At 41.5% G+C, this 23,553-nt stretch carries 25 protein-coding genes, 1 pseudogene and 1 riboswitch; of the genes and pseudogenes, 20 read left to right on the forward strand and 6 right to left on the reverse strand.

Annotated elements, in window-relative coordinates:
- Window positions 1-262: 262 nt before the first annotated feature.
- Window positions 263-1,297: an EmtA family 23S rRNA (guanine(2470)) methyltransferase gene (locus G4V62_RS02965; RefSeq protein WP_165199276.1), complete on the reverse strand. Its 1,035-nt coding sequence runs from the start codon at window positions 1,295-1,297 to the stop codon at window positions 263-265.
- 402 nt (window positions 1,298-1,699) lie between these two features.
- Window positions 1,700-1,859, reverse strand: a pseudogene (locus G4V62_RS02970) (IS256 family transposase); the annotation flags it as partial.
- A 315-nt stretch (window positions 1,860-2,174) separates the two neighbouring features.
- On the opposite strand from G4V62_RS02970, the gene G4V62_RS02975 reads away from it, so the two are divergent.
- The 6 genes from G4V62_RS02975 to G4V62_RS03000 all read left to right on the forward strand — a co-directional run bounded on the left by G4V62_RS02975 (window position 2,175) and on the right by G4V62_RS03000 (window position 6,706).
- Window positions 2,175-2,534, forward strand: a complete 360-nt coding sequence (locus G4V62_RS02975; protein WP_165199277.1) for a sigma factor — start codon at window positions 2,175-2,177, stop codon at window positions 2,532-2,534.
- The gene (locus G4V62_RS02980) at window positions 2,531-2,665 is read left to right on the forward strand and encodes an RNA polymerase sigma factor (protein ID WP_165199278.1); all 135 of its coding nucleotides are present in this window, start codon (window positions 2,531-2,533) and stop codon (window positions 2,663-2,665) included. The genes G4V62_RS02975 and G4V62_RS02980 overlap by 4 nt, the downstream gene beginning before the upstream one ends.
- Window positions 2,658-3,530: a PdaC/RsiV family protein gene (locus tag G4V62_RS02985; protein WP_165199279.1), complete on the forward strand. Its 873-nt coding sequence runs from the start codon at window positions 2,658-2,660 to the stop codon at window positions 3,528-3,530. Before G4V62_RS02980 ends, G4V62_RS02985 begins: the two co-directional genes overlap by 8 nt.
- A 222-nt stretch (window positions 3,531-3,752) precedes the next feature.
- A complete protein-coding gene (locus G4V62_RS02990; RefSeq protein WP_165199280.1) occupies window positions 3,753-4,406 on the forward strand; it encodes a YpjP family protein in 654 nt (217 codons plus the stop codon).
- Between the two features lie 265 nt (window positions 4,407-4,671).
- On the forward strand, window positions 4,672-5,610 hold the full coding sequence (locus G4V62_RS02995; RefSeq protein ID WP_165199281.1) for a hypothetical protein: 939 nt from the start codon (window positions 4,672-4,674) through the stop codon (window positions 5,608-5,610).
- 208 nt (window positions 5,611-5,818) lie between these two features.
- On the forward strand, window positions 5,819-6,706 hold the full coding sequence (locus G4V62_RS03000) for an NAD(P)-dependent oxidoreductase (protein WP_165199282.1): 888 nt from the start codon (window positions 5,819-5,821) through the stop codon (window positions 6,704-6,706).
- On the opposite strand, the gene G4V62_RS03005 is transcribed toward G4V62_RS03000, so the two are convergent.
- Window positions 6,691-7,872: an ROK family transcriptional regulator gene (locus G4V62_RS03005; RefSeq protein WP_246218234.1), complete on the reverse strand. Its 1,182-nt coding sequence runs from the start codon at window positions 7,870-7,872 to the stop codon at window positions 6,691-6,693. The two genes, G4V62_RS03000 and G4V62_RS03005, sit on opposite strands and share 16 nt — an antisense overlap.
- Before the next feature lie 125 nt (window positions 7,873-7,997).
- On the opposite strand from G4V62_RS03005, the gene galT reads away from it, so the two are divergent.
- From galT to ilvA, 5 genes are all read left to right on the forward strand, one after another.
- Window positions 7,998-8,981: a galactose-1-phosphate uridylyltransferase gene (galT, locus tag G4V62_RS03010; RefSeq protein WP_165199284.1), complete on the forward strand. Its 984-nt coding sequence runs from the start codon at window positions 7,998-8,000 to the stop codon at window positions 8,979-8,981.
- Window positions 8,978-10,138 (forward strand): galactokinase, encoded by a 1,161-nt coding sequence (locus G4V62_RS03015; RefSeq protein ID WP_165199285.1) that lies wholly within the window; start codon window positions 8,978-8,980, stop codon window positions 10,136-10,138. Before galT ends, G4V62_RS03015 begins: the two co-directional genes overlap by 4 nt.
- Window positions 10,139-10,153: 15 nt before the next feature.
- Window positions 10,154-11,134 carry a UDP-glucose 4-epimerase GalE gene (gene galE / locus G4V62_RS03020; protein ID WP_165199286.1) on the forward strand — a complete coding sequence of 327 codons (981 nt, stop codon included), beginning with the start codon at window positions 10,154-10,156 and terminating at the stop codon, window positions 11,132-11,134.
- A 118-nt stretch (window positions 11,135-11,252) separates the two neighbouring features.
- Window positions 11,253-11,750, forward strand: coding sequence for a dihydrofolate reductase (locus tag G4V62_RS03025; RefSeq protein WP_165199287.1), 498 nt, complete (start codon window positions 11,253-11,255; stop codon window positions 11,748-11,750).
- Between the two features lie 88 nt (window positions 11,751-11,838).
- On the forward strand, window positions 11,839-13,098 hold the full coding sequence (ilvA, locus tag G4V62_RS03030; RefSeq protein ID WP_165199445.1) for a threonine ammonia-lyase IlvA: 1,260 nt from the start codon (window positions 11,839-11,841) through the stop codon (window positions 13,096-13,098).
- A 159-nt stretch (window positions 13,099-13,257) separates the two neighbouring features.
- Here the strand turns inward: ilvA and G4V62_RS03035 are convergent, their stop codons facing one another.
- Window positions 13,258-13,944: a M23 family metallopeptidase gene (locus G4V62_RS03035; RefSeq protein ID WP_165199288.1), complete on the reverse strand. Its 687-nt coding sequence runs from the start codon at window positions 13,942-13,944 to the stop codon at window positions 13,258-13,260.
- Window positions 13,945-14,305: 361 nt separating this feature from the next.
- Between G4V62_RS03035 and G4V62_RS03040 the strand changes: the two genes are divergently transcribed.
- Window positions 14,306-14,722, forward strand: a complete 417-nt coding sequence (locus tag G4V62_RS03040) for a MarR family winged helix-turn-helix transcriptional regulator (RefSeq protein WP_165199289.1) — start codon at window positions 14,306-14,308, stop codon at window positions 14,720-14,722.
- Complete coding sequence (locus tag G4V62_RS03045) at window positions 14,713-15,066, forward strand: DUF3147 family protein (protein WP_165199290.1); 354 nt, start codon at window positions 14,713-14,715, stop codon at window positions 15,064-15,066. Before G4V62_RS03040 ends, G4V62_RS03045 begins: the two co-directional genes overlap by 10 nt.
- A gap of 423 nt (window positions 15,067-15,489) precedes the next feature.
- Here the strand turns inward: G4V62_RS03045 and G4V62_RS03050 are convergent, their stop codons facing one another.
- On the reverse strand, window positions 15,490-16,173 hold the full coding sequence (locus G4V62_RS03050) for a cell wall hydrolase (protein ID WP_165199291.1): 684 nt from the start codon (window positions 16,171-16,173) through the stop codon (window positions 15,490-15,492).
- A gap of 99 nt (window positions 16,174-16,272) precedes the next feature.
- Between G4V62_RS03050 and G4V62_RS03055 the strand changes: the two genes are divergently transcribed.
- The 5 genes from G4V62_RS03055 (at window position 16,273) to G4V62_RS03075 (ending at window position 21,011) form a co-directional block, all read left to right on the forward strand.
- Window positions 16,273-16,500 carry a YozE family protein gene (locus G4V62_RS03055; RefSeq protein WP_312855421.1) on the forward strand — a complete coding sequence of 76 codons (228 nt, stop codon included), beginning with the start codon at window positions 16,273-16,275 and terminating at the stop codon, window positions 16,498-16,500.
- A gap of 47 nt (window positions 16,501-16,547) precedes the next feature.
- Window positions 16,548-17,960 carry a Glu/Leu/Phe/Val family dehydrogenase gene (locus G4V62_RS03060; RefSeq protein ID WP_165199292.1) on the forward strand — a complete coding sequence of 471 codons (1,413 nt, stop codon included), beginning with the start codon at window positions 16,548-16,550 and terminating at the stop codon, window positions 17,958-17,960.
- A gap of 25 nt (window positions 17,961-17,985) precedes the next feature.
- Window positions 17,986-18,909, forward strand: coding sequence for a P1 family peptidase (locus tag G4V62_RS03065; protein WP_165199293.1), 924 nt, complete (start codon window positions 17,986-17,988; stop codon window positions 18,907-18,909).
- 73 nt (window positions 18,910-18,982) lie between these two features.
- Window positions 18,983-19,909 carry an oxygen-dependent tRNA uridine(34) hydroxylase TrhO gene (trhO, locus tag G4V62_RS03070; protein WP_165199294.1) on the forward strand — a complete coding sequence of 309 codons (927 nt, stop codon included), beginning with the start codon at window positions 18,983-18,985 and terminating at the stop codon, window positions 19,907-19,909.
- 232 nt (window positions 19,910-20,141) lie between these two features.
- On the forward strand, window positions 20,142-21,011 hold the full coding sequence (locus G4V62_RS03075) for a sugar phosphate isomerase/epimerase family protein (RefSeq protein WP_165199295.1): 870 nt from the start codon (window positions 20,142-20,144) through the stop codon (window positions 21,009-21,011).
- Between the two features lie 67 nt (window positions 21,012-21,078).
- Here G4V62_RS03075 and dapA read toward each other — a convergent pair whose 3' ends face one another.
- Window positions 21,079-21,981: a 4-hydroxy-tetrahydrodipicolinate synthase gene (gene dapA / locus G4V62_RS03080; RefSeq protein ID WP_165199296.1), complete on the reverse strand. Its 903-nt coding sequence runs from the start codon at window positions 21,979-21,981 to the stop codon at window positions 21,079-21,081.
- Between the two features lie 158 nt (window positions 21,982-22,139).
- A riboswitch (Lysine riboswitch) is annotated at window positions 22,140-22,329 on the reverse strand.
- Between the two features lie 190 nt (window positions 22,330-22,519).
- Here dapA and G4V62_RS03085 point away from each other — a divergent pair.
- Window positions 22,520-22,990, forward strand: coding sequence for a hypothetical protein (locus G4V62_RS03085; RefSeq protein WP_165199297.1), 471 nt, complete (start codon window positions 22,520-22,522; stop codon window positions 22,988-22,990).
- Between the two features lie 129 nt (window positions 22,991-23,119).
- Window positions 23,120-23,470 (forward strand): hypothetical protein, encoded by a 351-nt coding sequence (locus G4V62_RS03090; RefSeq protein WP_165199298.1) that lies wholly within the window; start codon window positions 23,120-23,122, stop codon window positions 23,468-23,470.
- Window positions 23,471-23,553: the final 83 nt, after the last annotated feature.

The raw sequence follows: 23,553 nt of genomic DNA on the forward strand, positions 1-23,553 counted from the left end.
GGATTCAGATTAAGGGCTGAAAAGACAGCCTCAAAATGATTGGAAGGCTCCATCTCATATAATTCATGCATGTCAAATAGACTTAGTTGTCGTATAATGGACATAGGGCATCTCACCTCTCTGTTAGGTTAGTGTGGTAACTACCATTATACAGAATTTGGGGAGGTGCTCCATTTTTTGTGCCTTGAATACCTTGAGACTCAAGGGCCCTAAATTATGAAATTAACTCGGATGAGTTAACATTGTAACTTTCTTTCAGTGTTTATAATAAATCTCTTTTTGAGATCATTTTTTGTTTTTCAAACACAAACAAGGTAGGATTCACACCCTTCAAACTGAGAGGATAATATTCCAGACAAAAAAGCCCTAATCGTTTTACTTCCCAAAATAATTGATTGACACTCTCAGACAAAATAATAGCTCTTCCATTTGGCTTCAAGATTCTACATATTTCATTCATAATATGGTGATTGAACAATTCTAGATCCTCGTCAAGTGAAATCTGTCTCCCAAATGGCAGGTTAGTTACTATTTTATCGACACTACCATTAGAAAAAGGTAATTCCCGTGCATCCCAAACATTAATTTGCACCTTTAAATCGTCAAGATTACTCTTAGCAACCTTTGTGACTATATCAGATATATCTCCACCAACTATCTGATTTGCAGGGTATGTGGCTCGTTCAGACAAAATTGTGCCTGAACCACAACAAGGATCTACGAAAATATCTGTCGATTTAGGATCTGACAACCACACCATCGCATGAGCTACAGTAGGAAGTAATGATGCACGAGAGAACCGTCGATTCTCATTGCGAAAACGAAACGTCGCATCTGTAAGTCGAAATGAAAAAATCACATTATGATGTTCAATGTCGAGCCTGAATTCTACCTGATGATTTTGAGACGTTCCAATGTTCCAATCAGGGTACCGCTGTTTAATGCCCTCCATTGCTTTTTTTGCCACGTCAAAACGACTATAGGTTTGTTTTCCTTTACGACTTGCATTTACCCAATATGAATCTTTATGATCAATAAAATCCAAGTCTAACTGGGATATTTGCTTACTTACCTGAGATAAGTGCTTTTTATGTGGACCAATTTGAAATTGGTCAATTACCTGAAACAAATTATCTGCCGATTTTAAAGAACTTAAGCATGAAAAAGGCTCAGGTGTGCTAAAGAATACCTTCCCTCTATTTATTTGAATTACTTCAGAATCACGCAATTTGATGCTAATTTCATTTGATAAAACGTATTCTAATCCTGGTAATACGCTCGCAAAATAAAGAGTCATACTAACGCCTCCCAATTTTTGAACACCGTTTTGAGAACACAAAAAAGTCGTGAATGAACCAACCAAGATTCATCACGACCTTTTTGTAGACCAAATCTATAAACTGTTTTTACACGTAAGTGCAGACAGTATAATTAACGGCATTATGATGGTTTAGTTCATTGACTTCTGATGCTTGAAAAGTACACGACAAAATACCCCCATCTAAAAGAGGGGTTTTTCAAGTATCATTTTTATTCGATTTGTGATTATCGAATAACTGTCAAGAACACTGCCATCATCATAATTAGAATACCTCCACAAATTTAATCTAACTATTATCTTAGAACATTTGATTTTAAAAATCAATGTGGGACTGTCAAGAATTTTGTGTAAATAAGAATGCTTTTTTGTATACATTGTTTAGCTTTTCGTTTGAAACATGGCAACCAGTTCCGAACGTACCTGATCAAACCCACGGTGGCAACGGGTGGCGAGTACTGATCAACCTGGAAACCTAGAAACCGTTCAAGTGACTCTTCGCTCGGAAATTGTTATTACGATTACTATATTTCTTGATCTGTAAACCCTAACCTCCAGTAAAATAACATCACGATCTATTTTACCAAAGTAGTAGGTTGATTGAGCAAATGTGTAAAATCTAATCTGAATATCTTTAGGTGGTATTAACGAGAGAAGTTACCCGTTATGAATAAATGACCCTTTGTTTATAACGGGTTTTTTTAAAAATTTGAACAGTTTGTTGTAATAAGTTCCAAAATGACCTTCGGAAGCGAATAAACAGTTCAAAAAAACTGTGAAAATAACTTTTTTATGAAACTAAGTTGTCTACTCCACACTCTAATAAGTGTCAGATAAAAGGAGTGTTTCCCTAAATATGAAAACAGAACTTGAAGAACAATTTTTAAGAATGTTAGAGGAGAATAAAAATGACTTTTATAAGCTTTCATACAGTTATGTGAAGACAGAGGCTAATTCGTTAGATATGGTCAGTGAGGCAATTTATAGTGCATTAAAGTCACTTCCAGGACTTAAAGAACCTAAATATATGAAAACTTGGTTTTATCGCATACTAATCAATACGTGCAAGCAGTTTCTAAAAAAGAATAAGAGGATTGTTTATACAAGTGATCTTTTAGAGCATATTCCTGCTGATATGGTAGACAGAGACGAATTATTGAACCTTTATAATGAAGTACAACGACTTTCCCCTAAATATCGCGAGGTCATTTTTTGAAGTATTACCAACAAATGACGATTGAAGAGATATCAACAGTATTACAACGAAATCAAAATACAATAAAGTCTCGTTTGAAAAGAGCCATTGCTATGCTAAAAAAACAGATCGGGGGAAGTGTCATTGAATAAGAAATTAAATGAACTACACAAAATTTATAAACATATTGAAGTCCCTACAAAGCTTGATGAAACAATGAAAGGTGTAATTCAACAAGGACACGGAAAAAGGTTACAATACATAAATAAAAGAAATAAAAAAATAAAAATGATCGGGACTACGGCTGCTGGATTATTTCTTAGCGTAGCACTTGCGCTAAACACTAGTGCCGCTTTTGCACAAACGCTCTACAATATTCCCGGTGTTGAAGACATTGCTCGGTTAATTACATTTAGAGACTACGAATTTGAGAATGAAACATCAAAGGGAAGCGTTCACAGTCCCGTTGTCGATTATGAACAAGATAAGTCCATTGAAAATAAGATCAATGAAATTATTCAACAAAAACTCGACTCTGTTTTAAAAGAGCAAGAGCAATTAGATGCCGAATATAAAAAAGCATTTATTGAAACAGGAGGAAAAGAGTCAGAATTTCGCAAGGTAGAAACGACCATCGATTACAAAATAGGTTATTCAGACGAAACGATTCTATCTTTTGAAATATATAAACATCAAACATTAGCACCGGCTTATAATGAAAATGCCTACTATACATTTAACCTTGAAACAGGAGAGTTATTAACTCTTAAGGATTTCTTAGGACAGGACTTCAAAACCATTGTGACAGAGAAAGTAACAAAAGAAATGGAAGAGAGAATGAAGACAAACCCTGAGGATACTTATGATACTCATTTTCATGAAATATCTCCAATTGACGAAAATCATAGCTTCTATATCAATAAAGAAGGTGAGATTGTCGTCACATTTGCAAAGTATGAAGTAGCTGCAGGCTATATGGGCGTTCAAGAATTTTCTGTTGGACATATTGATAGATGAAATGTAAAGGTTTGGCTGTGATAAGCCTAACATTACCGTCTTCACATAAGTCCAGTTCATTTCTCAAAGAAACTAAAAAATCAATAGCTTGACCGATAAAAAACTGGTAATTTATACGAATTAATGAGAAAATGAGAAAAATATATTGTACACGTAGAAACATAATGTACATTGCAAACCGATGAGTAAGTAATTAAGTAATGAAATGAGGGGAACGATTGAATGAAAAGGTGGATTAATAAAACCTTTGTCGTCCTCGTCACAATGGCTACATTCGGTAACATTTCACCCCAAGGGGCGGTTGCGGATAATAGTGATACACACAATCATCAACAACCGAAAAACCCTCCATTTGCAAACGAGGTGGAGCCTCCTCAACTTCCAAAAGAATTGAACATGTTGAGTGTGGATTGGCCGGATGCTCTAGCTTGGCAGCAGGAAGCCGAACAATTTGAGAATCGAGAGGAACTGATTGCTTCATTTATTAATTATGCGACAGTGCATGCCTCGCAGGTCACTTCGACCAAATTTGGAAAAGCGATGGCGCCTCGAGTTCGCAAAGGATATGCTGAAGATGTGGAGCCAGGACTTAAAAACGTTCTACGTACACTGGCTGAAGGACTAGATGATCACCGCATTAAACAGCTCATGTTTACGAGTGTTCCTGCCGGCGGCACAGGTGAAAAAATCTTTCATATTTACGACGGCGAAACAGGAAATGATCTTTTCCGTTTTCACGTAAGAAGAGATCATCCTCCAAAAGATCAGTACTATTTTAACTTCCATTACCATACGAACCATGACAATTTTCAAGCGCATTATGAAATTGCCTCACTCCCATGGGGGATGAATACACCTCCCCACTGGACAGTGTGAAGACTTAAAACCTGCTTTAAAAAGCAGGTTTTTTTATTTGGCGAAGACGCTATTTTTTCAATGAAAGGGGATTCTAAGGGTCGCTCTGATTGCCTTCAACAATCACTTCTCAAGTCAAGTCGCGGCGGATGGTCCTCGGTCATTTTCAACGTGCCCTTGGATTCTGTGCGTGCAATTCGTATAACAAGGATTTCAGTAGTCATGTAAAGAAAGATTAATAGAAGGAATTGTAGCAAGGTCATTTTAATGAGGAGAGAGTTACTTAATGAGAATTCCTGAGGGTTGTTTTGAAAAAGCGACAGTATTTATGAAGTCAAAAGCTCGAGGATTAGAGCGCTCTCGGTTTGAATATCTGTTTGAAAATGCTAGTAAGGAAAGTGTGATCGCGCAACTAAAAGCTTATCAAAATGAGGACGGCGGTTTTGGTCATGGCATAGAGCCTGATTTTTGGCTGCCACTTTCCTCCCCTATGGCTACATGGGCGGCTGGGCAAATTTTGCTGGAAATAGATGCAGATGCAAATGAACCAATGGTTAAGTCAATGGTTTCTTATTTGGTAACTACATTGAATATAGAAACAGGGATGTGGGCCTCTGTACTACCCGAAAATAATGATTATCCACATGCACCTTGGTGGCATTGGCAAGAAGGTGTGCAAGTAAATTGGATGTTTAATCCAAGTGTAGAACTGGCTGCTTTTCTCGTGCATTGGTCTCCTGAAAAAAGCAAGGGTGCGGAAAAAGGCTGGACCTCAATAGGGAAAGCAATACATCGTTTGATGAATCAGACTGACATGGACAGACACGAAATTAACAACTATCAACAATTTCTAAAAATCATTAAACCTTATGAATCTACCTTTAGCACTAAATTTAAGTATACATTGGATACCGTTTCTGAAAAAATCGTGGCGTTAGCCGAACGTAGTATTGATAAGATCATTTCTACTTGGAAAAATGGATATAAAGCACTTCCTTTAGATTTTATTGATATTCCTGAGCACCCTCTATGTGACAGACTAGGTTTGTTGGTTGAACAAAATTTAAATCTATATGTTGAAGAAATGTCTGACGAAGGAATTTGGGACATTTCTTGGAGATGGGGGAGTTATCCAGATGAATTTGAAGTTGCACGAAAAAATTGGCAAGGGATTCTTGCCATTAATAGATATAAGCAACTTAGGGCTTTCGGTTATTTAGAATAGAAATTTTATATCAACTTTTTAATAACTTACATTACTAATAGATTTCATGAAACGATCAAGCAGATGAACATCCATCATGTTCAATAATCTAACTTATTTTCGTATTGTACATAAGCTGTTATAGAAGACATGCTGTAAATAGGGTTTGCTAGTTCAGTGAAATGGGAACGTCATAAAAGCAAACTCAGCTAGGTCTTCAACCCATTGAATGAGAGGGAGGAATCCGTATATGAATATCGCTTTTATCGGAACAGGTGTTATGGGAAGAAGCATGGTGCGCAATTTACTCAAAGAAGGGCATACCGTTCAGATATACACTCGAACGAAAACGAAGGCCGCTTCACTGATCGAAGAAGGAGCAGAATGGCACGACTCCGTGAAGCAGTGTGTGCGCAAGGTCGACGCCGTCATGACGATGCTCGGCTATCCCGAAGATGTTCGCGACGTATATCAAGGAAAACAAGGTATTTTACAATCGAGCTCAAAAGGAACGCTTTTAATTGATTTTACGACATCGTCACCGACGCTTGCTACACAACTGGCGGAAGAAGCAGAGGACAAAAAGCTACACATGCTGGATGCACCCGTATCTGGCGGAGACATTGGTGCACAAAATGGGACATTATCTATTATGGTTGGCGGAAAGGCTGCCACGGTGGAAGAAGTGAGACCACTATTTGAATGCCTTGGCACTCAAGTTGTCCATCACGGTCCTTCTGGTGCCGGACAATTGGCAAAGCTAAGTAATCAAATTGCCATTGCCTCTAACATGATGGGTGTCGTCGAGGCACTTCGGTTTGCAGAAGTATCAAGATTAGATCCACAAAAGGTACTACAGAGTATTCAAGGTGGCGCGGCAGGTAGCTGGTCGTTAACAAACCTTGCGCCAAGAATGCTTGCAAACGACACAGCCCCAGGATTTTACGTCGAGCATTTTGTCAAAGACCTGCGCATTGCTTTAGAAGAAGCGAAAAAACTCGACTTACCGTTACCTGGCTTACAGAAGGCAGCCGAATTGTATGAAGGGATGCTCCATGACAGCATGGGTCAGTTAGGTACTCAGGCACTCTACGTCTATTATCAAAATTTTTCTTGAAAAATGTCTTCAAGCAACAGTGTGACAGCACCGATGGCAGCTGCTTTGTCTTTTAATGCGGAAACAATGATGGGCGTATGCCTCACTTCTTCGGTGAGGCCGCGCCGTATAACGACTTCTTGCGCCTGAGGTAAAAAGAACGCGGCAGCATTTGACACCCCGCCGCCAATAATGATGGCAGAAGGATCAAATGTATGAATGACATTTACGAGTGCTAGACCAAAAACACGACCGGCTTCTTGAAAAACCGATAAGGCAACCTCATTGCCACGAAGGGCAAGATGACATACATCTTCTCCACATTCGAGGCGAGGCACGTTCGTGTCACCAGTGGCAAGCTGCTCTTTTGTGGATGATACTAAGGAAGGACCGGAAATATACGCTTGCAGACAGCCTTGTTGACCACACGCACAACGCGGACCATCCTCAGAGATCACCAAATGACCAATTTCACCACCGACATTATTCGCCCCATGATGTAGGGTTCGGCCCATAACAATGCCTGCACCAACCCCACGTCCAATATTTATAAACACATGTGAAGGCACATCCTTGCCATGACCAAACCATGCTTCTCCTAAAGCCATGGCCCGTGCATCATTTTCCACATGAACATTCGTTTGGTATATCTGTTCAAAATGATCACGAATTGGGATGTCACGCAAATTCAAATTGGGTGCGAACAGAGAACGCCCTTCAACAATGTCAACTAAACCGTGCATCGCAATGCCGATGCCGGTTAAGATCCGTTTGGAATCCTGTGCTTGAAGCAGCTCATCAGTCACCTGCGTAGCCGTTGCTAATAGTGACTCCTTGGAACAAGGCAATGGTAATGCTCGCTCAGTTGCGTCGATCACTTCGCCTAAAAGATTTGAGAGAACACCTTTGACCGCTGTCGAACCGATGTCCAGTCCAATGACCGAAAATACATCTCGATTTAATTGAAGCAAGGTTGGTTTACGCCCACCACTTGAAGGTCCAGCGGTCGTTTCACAAACATATCCCTCATCGACGAGTTCCTTGACAAGCTTTCCGACAGTAGGGGCAGTGAGCCCTGTTTCCTTGGCAATATCTGCCCGCGAGATCGGGCTTAATAAACGAATGGCATTTAAAACCGTTGCTCGATTCATCGTCTTCATCCGTTTAAAGCTACTAAGTGTCGTCATCACTTTCACCTACACCTTCATCTAATCAAAATAGTAAAAAAGCATTGCTTTCATTGTAAACAAAACTTATAATGAAGGCAAATACTTAATTAATTTAATAAAGTAAGATAAGAGGAGGCATTCATATGGCTGAATTAAGATATAACCCTTTGCTCGATGATTGGACAATGGTCGCAAGCAATCGGCAAAAGCGTCCAGATATGCCAAAGGGATCCTGTCCATTTTGCCCTGGAAGTGGAAAAGTGCCGGACGATTATGATGTTTACTTATATCCAAATGACTTTCCAGTGCTTTCTGAAAATCCTCCAGAGCCCGATGACGTTGGCGGTGGGGTTTACGAAACGAGAAAAGCCTACGGACGTTGTGAAGTCGTGTTGTATTCTAAGGAGCATACAGCAACCCTTCCCGACCTGTCGCGACCACATATGAACCGCCTGATGGACTTATGGACAGAGACGTATGACCGTTTACGTCAACAACCTAAAGTCGAATATGTCATGATTTTTGAAAACCGTGGAAGAGAAGTAGGTGTCACGATGCCTCATCCACACGGCCAGGTGTATGCGTATCCTTTTGTTCCAAAGAAGGTCAGAACTGAAATTGCCTCGTGTCAAGCACATTACGAAAAAACAGAGCGAAATTTATTTGCTGACATGCTGTATGAAGAACAGGTCTTTAAACAACGAATTGTTGCTGAAACGGCGCATTTTCTCGCTTTCATTCCGTTTTTTACTGATTATCCTTTTGGCGTCTACGTCGTCGCAAAAGACAACGTCTGCCATTTGACCGATATGGAAGAGAGCGTTCGTTATGAGCTGGGAGTCCTTTTACAAGATATTGTCGGCGGGATGGATCTCATCTATGACCGTTCATTTCCATACATGATGGTCATGCATCCAGCGCCGGTAAATGAAGAAGATGCTCAATCGTATTACCGTTTTCATATCGAATTTTATCCGCCGTTACGTGGGGAACAGGCGATCAAATTTAATGCGTCTTCAGAAACAGGTGGCTGGGCTGCAGCGAACCCGACGAAGGTTGAAGACAACGCAGCCATTTTAAAAGACTGCATTAAACGATTTCAAGTTACAAAGGGGGGAGAAGGATGACCGTCAATGTAAAAGAACAGGCCGCAGCCTTATTTTCGCAAGAAGCAAATGCATTTCTGACGTATTTTGCCCCAGGGCGAGTCAACTTAATTGGCGAGCACACCGATTACAACGGCGGCTACGTCTTTCCGGCTGCGCTAACAAAAGGCACCTATTTAGCCATATCCAAGCGTAACGATCAGCAAGTCGTCATGAAAAGTGCCCAATTTGACCAAACCGTTTCCCTTGACCTGCAGTCTTTGGATTATGATGATGCACATGACTGGGCGAATTATCCGAAAGGGATTCTGCGTGAATTTGTGACGAATCATGCGTTCGATACTGGCTTAAACTTTTATTTTCACGGAAACATTCCAAATGGCGCCGGACTATCTTCATCAGCATCGATCTGTTTAGTCACTGCATATGCCTTGAATGACCTCTTCCACTTCAAGGTGTCGAAAACAGACCTCGCGTTTTTATGTCAACGCGTCGAGAACAACTATATCGGTGTAAACAGCGGCATTATGGATCAGTTTGCCGTAGCATTTGGCAAAGAAGATCATGCCCTGTTCTTAAACTGCGAAACACTAGAAAAAGAGCTTATCCCTTTAACACTCGGTGCTTATCAACTCGTCATCTCAAACACAAACAAGCGTCGCGGCCTCGCTGATTCTAAGTACAATGAACGGCGCAGTGAATGTGACAAAGGACTAAAAGAGTTACAACAAGAGATTCCTACGCTGCAAAATTTAAGTGACGTTACGATCGATTTATGGAAAAAAAACCGTTCTGCTCTTACAGATCCAACTGTCGCAAAGCGTGTCGAACATGTCGTTCAAGAAAATGCCCGCGTCGTCGCCGCCGTACAAGCCTTAAAAACGAACGACTTAGAGCACTTCGGCAAGTTAATGATCGAATCACATGAATCGTTACGAGATTTATATGAAGTGACAGGAAATGAGCTTGATACAATGTTTGACCTCCAAAAAAAGGAAGCAGGCTGTTTAGGCACACGAATGACTGGCGCTGGTTTTGGCGGATGTACTGTAAGCATCGTACACAAGGACCATACGGATCAGTTTATCGACAATGTCACGAAAGCTTACGAAAAAGCGATTGGTTGGTCGCCGGAAATGTATGTTTCTAATATTGGCGATGGCGTAAAAAGTCTATAAGGAGGCGTTTTGTCGATGAGTATTCTCGTTACAGGTGGCGCAGGTTATATTGGCAGCCATACCGTGGAATATATGAAAGAACAAGGAAAGGACATTATCGTTTTTGATAACGTCCGCACAGGTCATCGAGAAAGTGTGCAAGGGACAACGATGATTGAAGGTGATCTCCTTCACAAAGATCAATTGGAACACGTTTTTTCCACATACGACATTGACGCAGTCGTGCATTTCGCTGCCCGCTCTCTCGTCGGAGAGAGTGTGGAAGATCCGCTCGCGTATTACGAAAATAACGTTGTGGGGACTTTTAATCTCATCAACACAATGGTGAAGCATGGAGTAAAAAAGATCGTTTTTTCATCAACAGCTGCCACCTACGGTAACCCTGAAGATGTACCAATAAAAGAAAATGCACCAACGGTCCCGACAAACCCATACGGTGAGACAAAGTTGGCGATTGAACGTATGCTTCATTGGTGCGAAAAAGCATACGGATTGAAATCCGTCAGCCTGCGCTATTTTAACGCCGCTGGGGCTTCTCCAAAAGGGACAATCGGAGAAGATCACACGGTAGAAACCCATCTGATTCCAATCATTTTACAAGTGGCTCTCGGGAAGCGAGAATCGATTTCAATTTTTGGTGATGACTATGAAACAGAAGACGGAACTTGTGTTCGTGATTATATTCATGTGATGGATCTCGCCTCTGCACACGATTTAGCGCTCGAATACCTTGAGCATGGTGGAGAGAGCGACATCTTTAACCTCGGGAATGGACAAGGCTTTTCTGTCCTTGAAGTGATCGATACGTGTCGTCAAGTTACCGAACATCCGATTCCAGCAAAAACCGCACCAAGACGAGCTGGCGACCCAGCAATTTTGATTGCCTCGGCTGATAGAGCGCAGAGAGATTTAGGGTGGACGCCTCAATATCCTGCCTTAAACAATATTGTCGAGCATGCATGGCGCTGGCATAAAGCGCACCCAAATGGATATTAGACCATGCGTCATTCATTTGTTAAACTAACATAAGCGGCGCTCTGAAACATTTGTTCCTAGAGCCACACGAAGCTGCAGATATTCATCTGCAGTTTTTTTAATAGAAGGAGGAATGACGATGATTTCAATGATTTGGGCAATGGACGAGGATCAGCGCATTGGTCAAGAAAATGATCTGCCGTGGCACTTGCCGAACGACCTCAAGTATTTTAAAGCAAAGACATTAGAAAAACCGATTGTCATGGGGCGGAAAACGTACGAATCTTTTGGTGCTAAGCCTTTACCGAAACGAGAAAATTGGATATTGACGACACAAAAAGGTGCGATTGAACCAAAGCCGAATGTCCATGTTGTTCATCATCTAGAATCCGTTGTGCAAAAAGCAAAAGAAGATGATCAAGAATGGATGATTATTGGCGGAAGCCAAATATACCGCTTATTTTGGCCCTATGCAGATCGGTTGTACGTCACGCGAATCCATCATACGTTTACTGGAGATACTTTCTTTCCAGAAGTGGACTGGTCGATATTTCAACTGGTCAATACAGAACAAGGTATTGTCGATGAAAAAAATAATTATGCGCATACATTTGAAATTTATGAAAGAAAATCGTAAGTTCTTTTGACGTAGCTTTATGAAATATGATTAAATAGGAAGAAAACGTTACAGGTGGCCAGCCACCTTGCCACGAAAGGAACATCCTATGATGACGAAAACTAAATTAACCCACATGGAAGAGATCATAGTGGCCAACCATACGCTGAAGGACGTTATTGTCCAGACGCCTTTACAGCGTAACGCTGTGCTGTCTGAGCGTTATCAGTGCAACGTCTATTTGAAAAGAGAAGACTTACAAATCGTCCGTTCATTTAAAATTCGCGGAGCCTTTAATGCAATTGCAAGTCTTTCTGAGGAAGAGCGTGCCTCAGGTGTCGTCTGTGCATCGGCAGGAAACCATGCCCAAGGCGTCGCCTATGCTTGTAGCGCATTGCAAATTCGCGGCAAAATTTTCATGCCTGCGCCGACACCACGCCAAAAGGTTAACCAAGTGCAGCGATTCGGCGGCTCCTTCGTAGACGTCATTTTGACTGGTGATACGTTCGATGATTCGTATCAAGAGGCGATGACTTGTCAAGAAGAAGAACAGATGACGTTTATTCATCCGTTCGATGATCATCGCACGATTGCTGGGCAAGGTACGATGGGCATTGAAATTATGAATCAAATGGAAGAGCAGATTGATTATTTATTTGCTGCGATCGGTGGCGGCGGCTTAATTTCAGGCGTCGGTTCGTATATTAAAGGGCTTAGCCCACACACGAAAGTGTATGGCATCGAGCCTAAAGGAGCACCAGCGATGAAGACGGCTTTAGAAAAAGGAGAAGTCGTCACACTGGACAAAATTGAGAAATTTGTCGATGGCGCCGCGGTAAAACGAGTCGGCGAACTGCCATTTTCAATTTGTCAAAACATCCTTGATGGTGTCACTGTCGTCCCTGAAGGTAAAGTCTGTAAAACATTACTCGAACTTTATAACGAAAATGCGATCGTTGCTGAGCCAGCTGGTACATTATCAGTCGCTGCCCTCGACCTGCATAAAGATGAAATTCGCGGAAAAAATGTCGTTTGTATCATTAGCGGCGGAAATAATGACATTGGTCGGATGCAGGAAATTAAAGACCGTTCGATGATTTATGAAGGCTTACAGCATTATTTCATTGTTCATTTTCCGCAACGCGCAGGCGCCTTGCGTGAGTTCCTGCACGAAGTATTGGGGCCGGACGATGACATTACGCGTTTTGAATACACGAAGAAAAACAACAAAGATCAAGGGCCGGCACTCGTCGGAATCGAATTAAAACGCGCAGAAGACTATTGGCCGCTCATCCAACGAATGGACAGCTCAGGTTATCAATATACTGACGTGAATAAAGACCCTGCGTTATTTGACCTTTTAATTTAATCATTGCAAAAAGAAACAGCCCTAGTTGGATCATAATCGATCCTTAGGGCTGTTTGTCATGTTTACAGATAACTGAGTAAGATAAGGGCGGGGAAGTGTTTCTGCCAGCTTACACGATAAGTATGTCGATCCTATTTCAATTATTTCATGATTAGATTTTTAAAATCTTATTCTATCCTTATTTGTTGGAATCCCATTTTTCACTTTTTCCCATGTGCCATTTTTAAATAATTCGTATTGTTCAAAAGCACAAGGCAATCCGTTTGCAGTAGCTACGTCACTACGATCCATTAGTTGAAAATGCAAATGTGGCGTAAAGGAGTTACCTGAATGACCCACTCTACCTATAACGTCACCTTTTTTTACATTCTGACCAACTGAAACCTGAATTGACCCTGTTTGAAGATGGACTAATCCAGCATATACATTGTCGCCACATTCTATCATGATATAGTTGCCAGCAATTGATCGTATGTCGTCTTTATCTAAGTCGAAATAATGAGCATTTTTATAAGCGTTAGACATATCTGATAGCCATTTTGTTCGTGTTCGTTCTTTATAACCATCCTCTGCTTTGACAATGATCCCGTCGCAGGGTGAATATACTTCTTGCCCCCAACAATAATATTCATCTAGGGGGACCCCAAAAAGTAAATATTTCGCCAAACTAACGCGATAAGCGGGCCACCCCTTTCTTGCCCAATCCACTTGTATAAAGTCAAAAGCATATCTAGATCCAAATTTGTTTGTGCCATGACTCGGAATTTTTGTCCCTGGGGTGTTTGGAGAGTGCCATTCTCCCCTCAAAGGAGACCCTACAATGATCGGCTCACGCGTATCAATCATCACATATCCCTCCTCAGTCGATTCTTTACCCTTATTAGAGCCACAAGGCAAGTGCCAGTACGACTCTCATAAGTACATGCATACGTTTTTTTCGAGTTGAACGCACATTCGCCTATTATTCATTGCTTCACATGTAGAATACTCTCAGCTCATTAAAAATGTCCATCAAGATCTTCACTTACATTTAAGCATCTTCATCAATTCACTTTGGAAAATGATCTACTACATCAATGTATCGATATTCTAAAAAAACAACATCATACTGCGTCCATATAGTGCTCAACGAAATAAAACAAAAAACCTTTCCTTTATATCTTGTTATACGATATAATCCTATATAACGACATAAAGGAGTGGTTTTATGAACAGTGACGTTTCACGATTAAATGAATATTGGACTGATATTTATTTTTATTTACATTATCCACACAAAGAAAAGATTACCCACCAAGTCGTGCGGATTCTGCAAATTGTAGATAAACGAAAAGAGGTAGGTGTAAGTGAGATTGCTTCTGACTTACACATTTCTCATAATACTGCATCAGAGCATGTTAAAAGAATCATCGACAAAAAGTACTTGAACAAGAAGAGAGATGCTCTTGATGAGAGAAAAGTCATTCTTTCCCTGACAGATCTCGGTAAAGAAGTGTTACACCGAAACACAAGTTTAGACGAAGGTAAATTAGAACAGATCATGAGCCAACTAGATGAAAATGAAAAAAATGGAATAGAACGAGCTCTAAAAACCTTAAGCGAGCGTGCAAAACAATGTATGTGATCATGAAAATTATTGCTTCCGCTACTGTAATCGGTATTGTAACAGAAATTGCGCGAAGATTTCCTTCTTATGGAGGGATCATAGCGGCTCTTCCATTAGTTAGTTTACTGAGCATCATTTGGCTGTACGTCCAGGGGGAAAAAACGGCCACGTTAAGCAAGTTTGCCTTAGGGGTGCTTTGGGGATTTCCGGCGACTGCCGTGTTGTTACTCATCGTTTATATTGCATTACAACATTCGGTCAATTTATTGATCTCTATAGGTTTAGGGGTGTCAGGATGGTTCATATTTTTACTGCTCCAAGACCTTGTTTTTAAATATGTCAGAGTTTTTTTCTTCAGCTAATATAGGGAGAGACAAATTTGCCTTTAGCGTAGGGGAAGCCACCTTTTCACATCCGCAAAGAGTGGATTGACATCAAAAAAGATGGCTGTATCTCTAAAAGCGATCATTTATTTGTTATCTGTCCTATAGCTAGGCTTTCCAAGTCTCGCTCGTGTAGAAAGTTCATACTTAGCACCTATTTAATTCGATATCATTTTTTTATTGTAGGCTTTACCGATCATGATTAACTTAAAAAGGCGTAAAAGGGTTTAACCTTCTACGTCTTTTTAGACTTCACGACTTTTTAAACATCCGGTAATAGACAAAACCGAGACATAATGCTCCGCCAATGGAGCATACATAAGGTAGGATGTCCACACGAATCATCTCCTGCTCGTTTCAGCATTTCAATGTAGTGTTGAACACGCCAATCATTCCTATACATTATTGCGCAAAAACGTGTCCGCCAATTTGTGTAATGGTTGCACGCGTAAAAATCCACTGCGACGTTGCTGTGTTCGGATTATAATAATACAGTGCCTGGCCTGTAGGATCCCAGCCTTGCAACGCATAATACACCGCCTCATAAGCCTGGTCATTTGGTTCTAAGGCATATTGCCCATCCTGAATGGCAGTAAATGCATTCTCTTGATAAATGACTCCAGAGACTGTATTCGGAAACTCTTGCGATTCAAGACGATTTAAAATAACAGCAGCCACGGCGACCTGACCCCGCATTGATTCTCCACGTGCTTCCCCATGAACTGCTTTTGCCATTGAACGGATTTCTTTTTTAGTAATTGTTTGTGAGTATAGCTTTTGCAATGTATCGTTCGTCAGCTCACCATTTGAATGCAAGCCGCGACTATCTTGAAATTGTTTCAGTGCATTTTCAGTTTGTGAAGACCATTGGCCGCTTTTTGAACCTACAGCATAGCCTAATGACTTTAAACGTTTTTGCACATCAACAATGGTTGTTTCGGTAAACATTTTCTCTGCTTTTGTATGAAATGGATGCAAGATGACAAGACAAATGGTACATAGTAGGATAGAAGTAATCCTTTTTATATGAATTCCTCCTTTCACATCACTCAGCGATGCGACTTGGTCACTTTTTTGATCATACATAAGCCATCCTACCGAAATGTATGCCGGCGTTCTATAGTGTTCTATTGGTGATAGAGGAGGACGACGTCCAAAAAAGGAAACGCATGGGCAAGGAGGAGATTGATTCTGAAAAAAAGCTTTTATCAATACGTTATGAAATACAGGCAGCCTAAAGCCGTTGATGATTATTCAGCCTTCGCTGAAGACCTATTTAAAGACCATCTATTTCCAAAACACTCTGGAAGTTATGAAGAAATCAGCCGATATTTAGAAGAGAATGCTCTGTCATTAAATGCTGTTCAAGTTTTTGATGACTTGTGGCGTTTATATGAAGAGGAAGAAGTGTAATAAGTAAGTAGTGCTGTTTTTGATAATGAAGTGAGAGGAGTTTTTCCATGAGCATGATGGACACAAAGCAGTTAATCGAACAAACATTCCAAGAACTCGCAAAGGACCCAACGCTTTTAGCTGATATAAGCGAGGCAGAACGCGAAAAGTTCTTAGACTCTGCTGAAGAAATTTTAACGACGACAGACAAAGTAATCAAAAGCTACATACGAGTCACACGTGATAATGGGTCCGTCATCCGTATTCCTGCCTATCGTGTACAACACAGTAATGTCAGCGGTTTCTATAAAGGCGGAATTCGCTTTAGTGAAAATGTCAACGAAGATGAAGTGGAAAATCTCGCTTTTTTAATGACGCTAAAAAATGCCCTTCACGAGCTTCCATACGGAGGTGCCAAAGGTGGCGTTGGCATCCAGCCACGCGACTTTTCCGATCGAGAGCTGTACAGCATTAGTAAAAAATATGTACAACGGTTCTCGCCAGATCTTGGACCAACGCATGACATACCGGCTCCAGATGTAGGAACAAGCGCACGTGTTATGGACTGGATGGTCGGTGAATATAAAACAATTCATCCTGGTGATCAATACTTAAACGCATTTACAGGGAAAAGCGTCGAAAACGGGGGCGCTCTTGGTCGTCGTGAAGCCACAGGACGAGGCACTTTCCTTAGCTATTTTTGGCTTTTAAATAGCTGGCTTGACCAAAAAATGAGCCAGTCTCAAGAAGACCTCCCTAAGATTATGCAACACAAACAGTGGAATACGCTGGATGAACTGAGACAAAAGCACTCCGCTTCAGATCCGATTGATGTCGCAATCCAAGGGTTTGGTAATGTCGGCAGTGTGGTCGCGAAAGAAGCATTTGACGCAAGCAAAATTAACCACCGTGTTATCGGTGTTTCCGACCGCTACACGACCCTTTATCACCCGAATGGCTTAAACATTCCAAAACTGATCCAATATACGGATAAACATATCGATCTGCCAAAAACGGAACAAGATTTATTAGAAGCTGGCATTGAAGCGACGATTTATCCACCGGAAGACGTGTTAACACTTGATGCCGAAGTGCTGTTTCTTGCTGCCATTGAAAACCAAGTGCATGAAGGAAACATGGAAGATATTAAAGCAAGTATTCTCGTTGAAGGGGCAAATGCGCCAGTGAACGCACAAGCTGACAAATATTTGCAGGATAAAGGTGCACTCGTGATCCCTGATATTCTTGTCAATGCCGGCGGCGTCATTGTCTCCTATCTAGAATGGAAACAAGCAAAAATTACTCGCATTTACAGCGAAAAAGAAGTCCATGAAGAAATGGCAAAACAGTTGATCCAAACATACCAAAAGGTTTATGATGCTTACTTTTACGGTGAATCACAATCTATGCGTAAAGTGTGTTACACATTGGCATTAAAACGTCTGATTACCCTGCTCCATCGCCTCGGAAAGCTTTATTAAATTCAACATTCTTGGGGGAGAGATCATGAAGACGATTCCCATTACGAGTATTGAAGGCGTGCGGATTGGCCAAGTGTCAGATCACGACAATTTGACAGGCTGTACGGTTTTATTTTGCCCCTCTGGTGCTGTTGGCGGTGTGTCTGTTCGTGGAGGCGCTCCTGGAACACGTGAAACAGATGCCCTTCACCCTTCGCGTCTCGTTTCTGAAGTGCATGCGATCTTTTTAACCGGCGGATCAGCCTACGGTTTACGCGTCGCTGACGGTATTATGGATTATTTAGAAGAGCAAGAGATTGGCTTTGAAACAGAAGCCGCACGTGTGCCCATCGTCAGTGGAGCCGTCATCTATGATTTAAATGAAGGAGCGCCACATGTCCGTCCCGACGCTGCGATGGGAAGATTAGCATGCGAACGGGTGTCGAACGCATTTGACGTTGGCCGCTATGGTGCAGGTACTGGTGCGACTATTGGAAAAGTGAGAGGGAAAGAAGGACAAATGAACGGTGGCATTGGCGCCGCCGCCTGCCAAATAGGCGATGTGAAAATGGGAGCCGTCGTCGCGGTCAATTGCTTTGGGGATGTGTTCCATCCACTCACAGGGAAACGTTTAGCAGGTGTGACTGGTGAGCAATCCGTCGAAGATATCTTGCTTTCCGGCAATATTCCTGATCAAAAGCGTGAGAATACAACGATTGGGGTCATTGTTACGAATGCTTCGTTAAGCAAAGAGGAAAGCACAAAATTAGCGGATATTGGTCACAATGGATTCGCCCGCACCATCCGTCCTGTACACACAATGGTGGATGGAGATACGCTATTTTCCATGGCGACGGGAGCCGTTAAAGACTACTCGTTCCTTCAGCTCAGCGTACTAGCTGTCAAAGTCGTCGAAGAAGCTGTTATTTCTGCCGTCATTGCTGCAAATGACCTCGATCTCTCTGAGTAAGGTGCTTTTCATTTTCACTTTTTTTTGCTATGATTAACTGTTGTATGAACGGTGAAATAGAAAGGTGAAGAGAATGACACAAAAAGCGTATCGAGTGTTGCTGTACTACCAATATGTAACCATTGATGATCCAGAAACATTTGCTGCAGAGCATTTAGCTTACTGCAAAAATTTAGGAATTAAAGGACGTATTCTTGTAGCTCATGAAGGAATAAATGGCACAGTATCGGGGACAGTTGAACAAACTGAAGCTTACATGGAACATGTCCGGAGCGATGAACGCTTCAAAGATATGGCATTTAAAATAGATGAAGCCGATAAACATGCCTTTAAAAAGATGCACGTACGTCCGCGACCAGAAATTGTTAATTCCTCGCTCAATGAACATATTAACCCTAATCGACAAACGGGGCGCTACCTAGAACCTGAAGAATTTAGGAAAGCGCTAGAGGATGATGATGTTGTCATCATCGATGCTCGTAACGATTATGAATATGACATTGGACATTTCCGTAATGCCATTCGACCAGACATCAAGACGTTTAGAGAGCTACCTCAATGGATTAAAGAGAATCTAGCAGATCAAAAAGACAAAAAGATTCTTACTTACTGCACGGGCGGGATTCGTTGTGAAAAATTTACCGGCTTCCTGATTGACGAGGGTTTTAAAGACGTCAACCAACTTCACGGTGGCATTGTCACTTACGGAAAAGATGAAAAAGTTCAAGGCGAGCTATATGACGGCAAATGTTTCGTCTTCGATGAGCGTATGTCTGTTCCAGTCAACCAAAAAGAAGACGTTGTCGTTGGGAAATGCTATCATTGTGGCAAAGCAGAAGATCGCTATGTAAACTGCGCAAATCCAGAGTGCAACAGGCTATATGTTTGTTGTGAGGAGTGCGAACCAAAATATCGCCGTTCATGCTCAGATGACTGCCGCACACACGGTAGAAACCGTTATGTTGATCCAGAAGAACCGCAAAGTCAGCAAGTCGGATAAATGCTACTTTCAAGTGTAGACAAAGTTAGGCTACTTTTGTCTACACTTATTTTCATTTACAATGTTTCTGCTTATATTTGCAACATGAAACAGGCGGAGCACTAAGGCCATTTTAGGGTCATGCTCAAAATAAAAAATGAAGCCGCAAATATTGTTGTATAAAGAGGATTTCTCTCACATATCTCGAATTGATTTGTGTAGAACGCCATTAAGATTAGGGGAGAGACATCATATGAAAATTGGATTAAGCTCATACAGCATCGTGAGAGCATTAAATGAGGGGACTTTTGACATTTTCGGGGCGATGGACTGGATGAAGGAAAAAGGGGCAGAGCATATTGAAATTGTACCCTTTGGCTTCGACATTAACGTAGAAGTCGCTAAACAAATCAAACAAAAAGGGCAAGACATCGATCTTGATATTTCCAATTATGCTATTGGGGCTAACGTCTTAAATGAAGATGGAAGTGTCAATCGCAAGGAAGTGGATCGCTTAAAAGAAGAAGTCGATATTGCACACGCCCTCGGTGTAAAACGGATGCGCCATGACGTTGTCGGCCATCGTGACAACCCACTTGATTTTAATGCATTCGAGAAGGATCTGCCTAACCTTGCTGAAGCATGTAGAGAAATCGCTCAGTATGCGCGCGAAGCTGATATCGTCACAAGTATTGAAAATCACGGATTTTACGTCCAAGGTTCTGACCGAGTGTCGAGACTGATCCATGAAGTAAACGAACCAAATTTCCGCCTTACACTTGATGTAGGTAACTATTTATGTGTCGATGAAGATCCTGAAGCCGCCGTTGTGAAAACGCTTGATCTAGCATCTATTGTTCATTTTAAAGATTTTCTTATTCGTAAAAACTGGAATCCAGGCAATCACTGGTTAACAACACCTTTTGATACATATTTGCGAGGGTCGGTCATCGGGGAAGGGGACATCAATTTACAAAGGGTCGCTCGTCGTGTCGCTGAATCGTTTGACGGCTATGTGTCCGTCGAATTTGAAGGCCCAGAAGACTGCTTATGGGCTTCTGAGATTTCGATGAACAATGTACGACGTCTGTTTGCAGAAGTACCATCGACTAACGAAGGTTAAGAGGGCAAAACTCATCTTCTCTAAGTCAAAGTGATCGTTTTATAGCATGCAAGAAAAGCATCCCTACTTAAGGGATGCTTTTTCGTTGAACGGAAATCTCACGAGGCCCGAATAGCGTATGCATTAGTGTGTCTGTTTCCACCTCATTCAAAGGAACTAAAGGAAGGCGTACATTTCCTGCCGGAAGTCCTTTTCGGTACATCGCTGCTTTTAGCGGCACCGGATTTGGTGAGGAAAAGAGAGCATTCATCCGCGGTACGAGATCGCGGTGGATTTGACCCGCTAAGGCCGGTTGTCCGCCAAAGAAGGCATGCAGCATTTGCTTCATTTCCGGTCCAAACAAATGACTTGCCACCGATACTGCGCCGGAACAGCCGACAGCGACTGCTGGCAGGGTCAAATGATCTTCACCAGTATAAATATGAAAATCGTGTGGTGTTTTTTCCACCATTTCAGCGATTTTAGCAAATTCGTCGCTTGCTTCCTTTAAAGCAACAATGTTTGGTAGCTGCGCAAGGCGAATCAGCGTTTCTGCTGACAGATTGGAAGCAGTTCGTCCAGGGACATTGTATAACATGACCGGCAGAGAAGTCGCCTCAGCTATTGCTCTAAAATGCTGATACAATCCTTCTTGACTTGGCTTATTATAGTAAGGCGCGACGAGCATAATCCCTTGAACACCGAGAGCTGCAGCTTTTTTTGTCATCTGAATCGATTGTGCAGTATTATTTGAGCCAGTACCTGCGATGACCGGAATTCGTCCAGCAGCGGCCAGAACCGTTTCCGATAAAACGACTTGCTTTTCATCCTCACTTAAGACAGGGCTCTCACCTGTTGTCCCGCAAGCAACAATAGCATCGGAACCATTTTCAATGAGATGATTTACAAGTCGATGAATACCAGGAATATCGACCTCATCATCAGCCGTAAAAGGGGTGACCATCGCTGTAATTAGTTGTCCAAAATACATAATAAAACCCTCCAGGAGAAAAAATAAAAATCCTTTGGTCTACCAATGAAATAAATGACCAAAAAAGGGCTTCAGACGCAGGCTGCAATACATAAAAAAGCAGCATAAGAATCGCAATCGCTATCCTCATGCTGCTTGAAACGTATTCGCTTCTACATACATGTGATAGCCCTCCATATAGTTTAAAAACAAACTATATGACAGTTCTGCATTTATTTAATGCAAAACCAGCAGTCTCGTGTATGAGTGCACGATTGACTTGCTTCGGCGGCTTCCCCTTTCAGCTGTCTTCTTCGGTCTCATCTCCTCCAACGGCTTACTGATGGCTTCCGCACCTCTATCGTTCTTATTCAAAATGTGTTTAAGCACTTTTAACGTCATGTTATGTAACAATATATCAGAAAAAATCTAGTGACGCAATGCGATTTATCTACGTTACTCAATTCTGTCAAATAAATGTAAAGGTCGGAACGTTTAAAATGAAGAAGCAAAGGGAAAAATGTCAAATAATCAAAAAACGATCATGGAGGTGTGTCGGTTGACCATTGAACGGATCGCATTAGTTATTGACAGAGCTCCCGAACAGCTTCAAGGTATTGATGTCGTTGCTCCCCTTGTTGAAATGTATTCTGCTCACCTCACACTGTTATACGTTGCCAGTGAAAAGCGCAAACATTCTACGGCTTTCCAAGGCATGAGCCACCTGTTAACTGTAGCCGCTAATAAACAAGTATCCGATGAAAAAATGCTTCTCATACAACAAAAGAGGGTGGAAGTGGAAGGAGAGGATGTCTATCGGTCTGCGCGGATCAAGCTATGGAAAAATGGAATTCAAGCTCATTTCAAAGCCATTTGTGGCGACTTCCCTTATGCTGTGTCTGATTTTGCAATTCAAGAGAATATCGATTTAGTCGCCCTTCACAAAGCATCCTCCGCATCATCGCTTTGGCCTCTCCGCCGAAAAAAGATGAGGATCGATTACTTGACATTTGTTCAAGACCTGTCATGATCATCAATAAAAAGTCAGTAGATCGGTTTCTATATGTTCAAGCTGAAGAATCAAGCTCATCTACAAGTCATTCGCACACAAATACACCTGTTTAAATGCATAAAATCTTAATAAAAGGAGTTTTCTCAAATGGTTTACGAACAGTTCATCTTTGAAATCTCTAAAGATTTCAACTCGCTATTTGTTGATTTTGAAGAAGCGTTGCTGCTTCAGGAGCGTATTGATACATTTGATGAATATTTTCATGAAATAACACAGGACGATGACTTAATGAACGAGATTATTGTAGAAGCTGAACGGTTTGGGCGTCCGAAAGATTTATTCTTAGACGATTTATATCAATACGTCAAAAATTTCAATGGGGCGATCGAAAAACACATTACCCTTATTGAGCACAAGATAGATGCCGGTGAAATGCAAAAAGAAGAACAATTAAAAGCACGCTTTAATAAAACACGCCTAGAGCGAGCGTTGGCATAATTCGTCATCGATCGCCAAAACAATTCAAAAAGTAGCATATTTGTTACAAAAGGTTTATACTATAAGTATTGTGGGAATATTCA

The sequence above is a fragment of the Litoribacterium kuwaitense genome, assembly GCF_011058155.1.
Lineage (GTDB): Bacteria > Bacillota > Bacilli > Bacillales > DSM-28697 > Litoribacterium > Litoribacterium kuwaitense.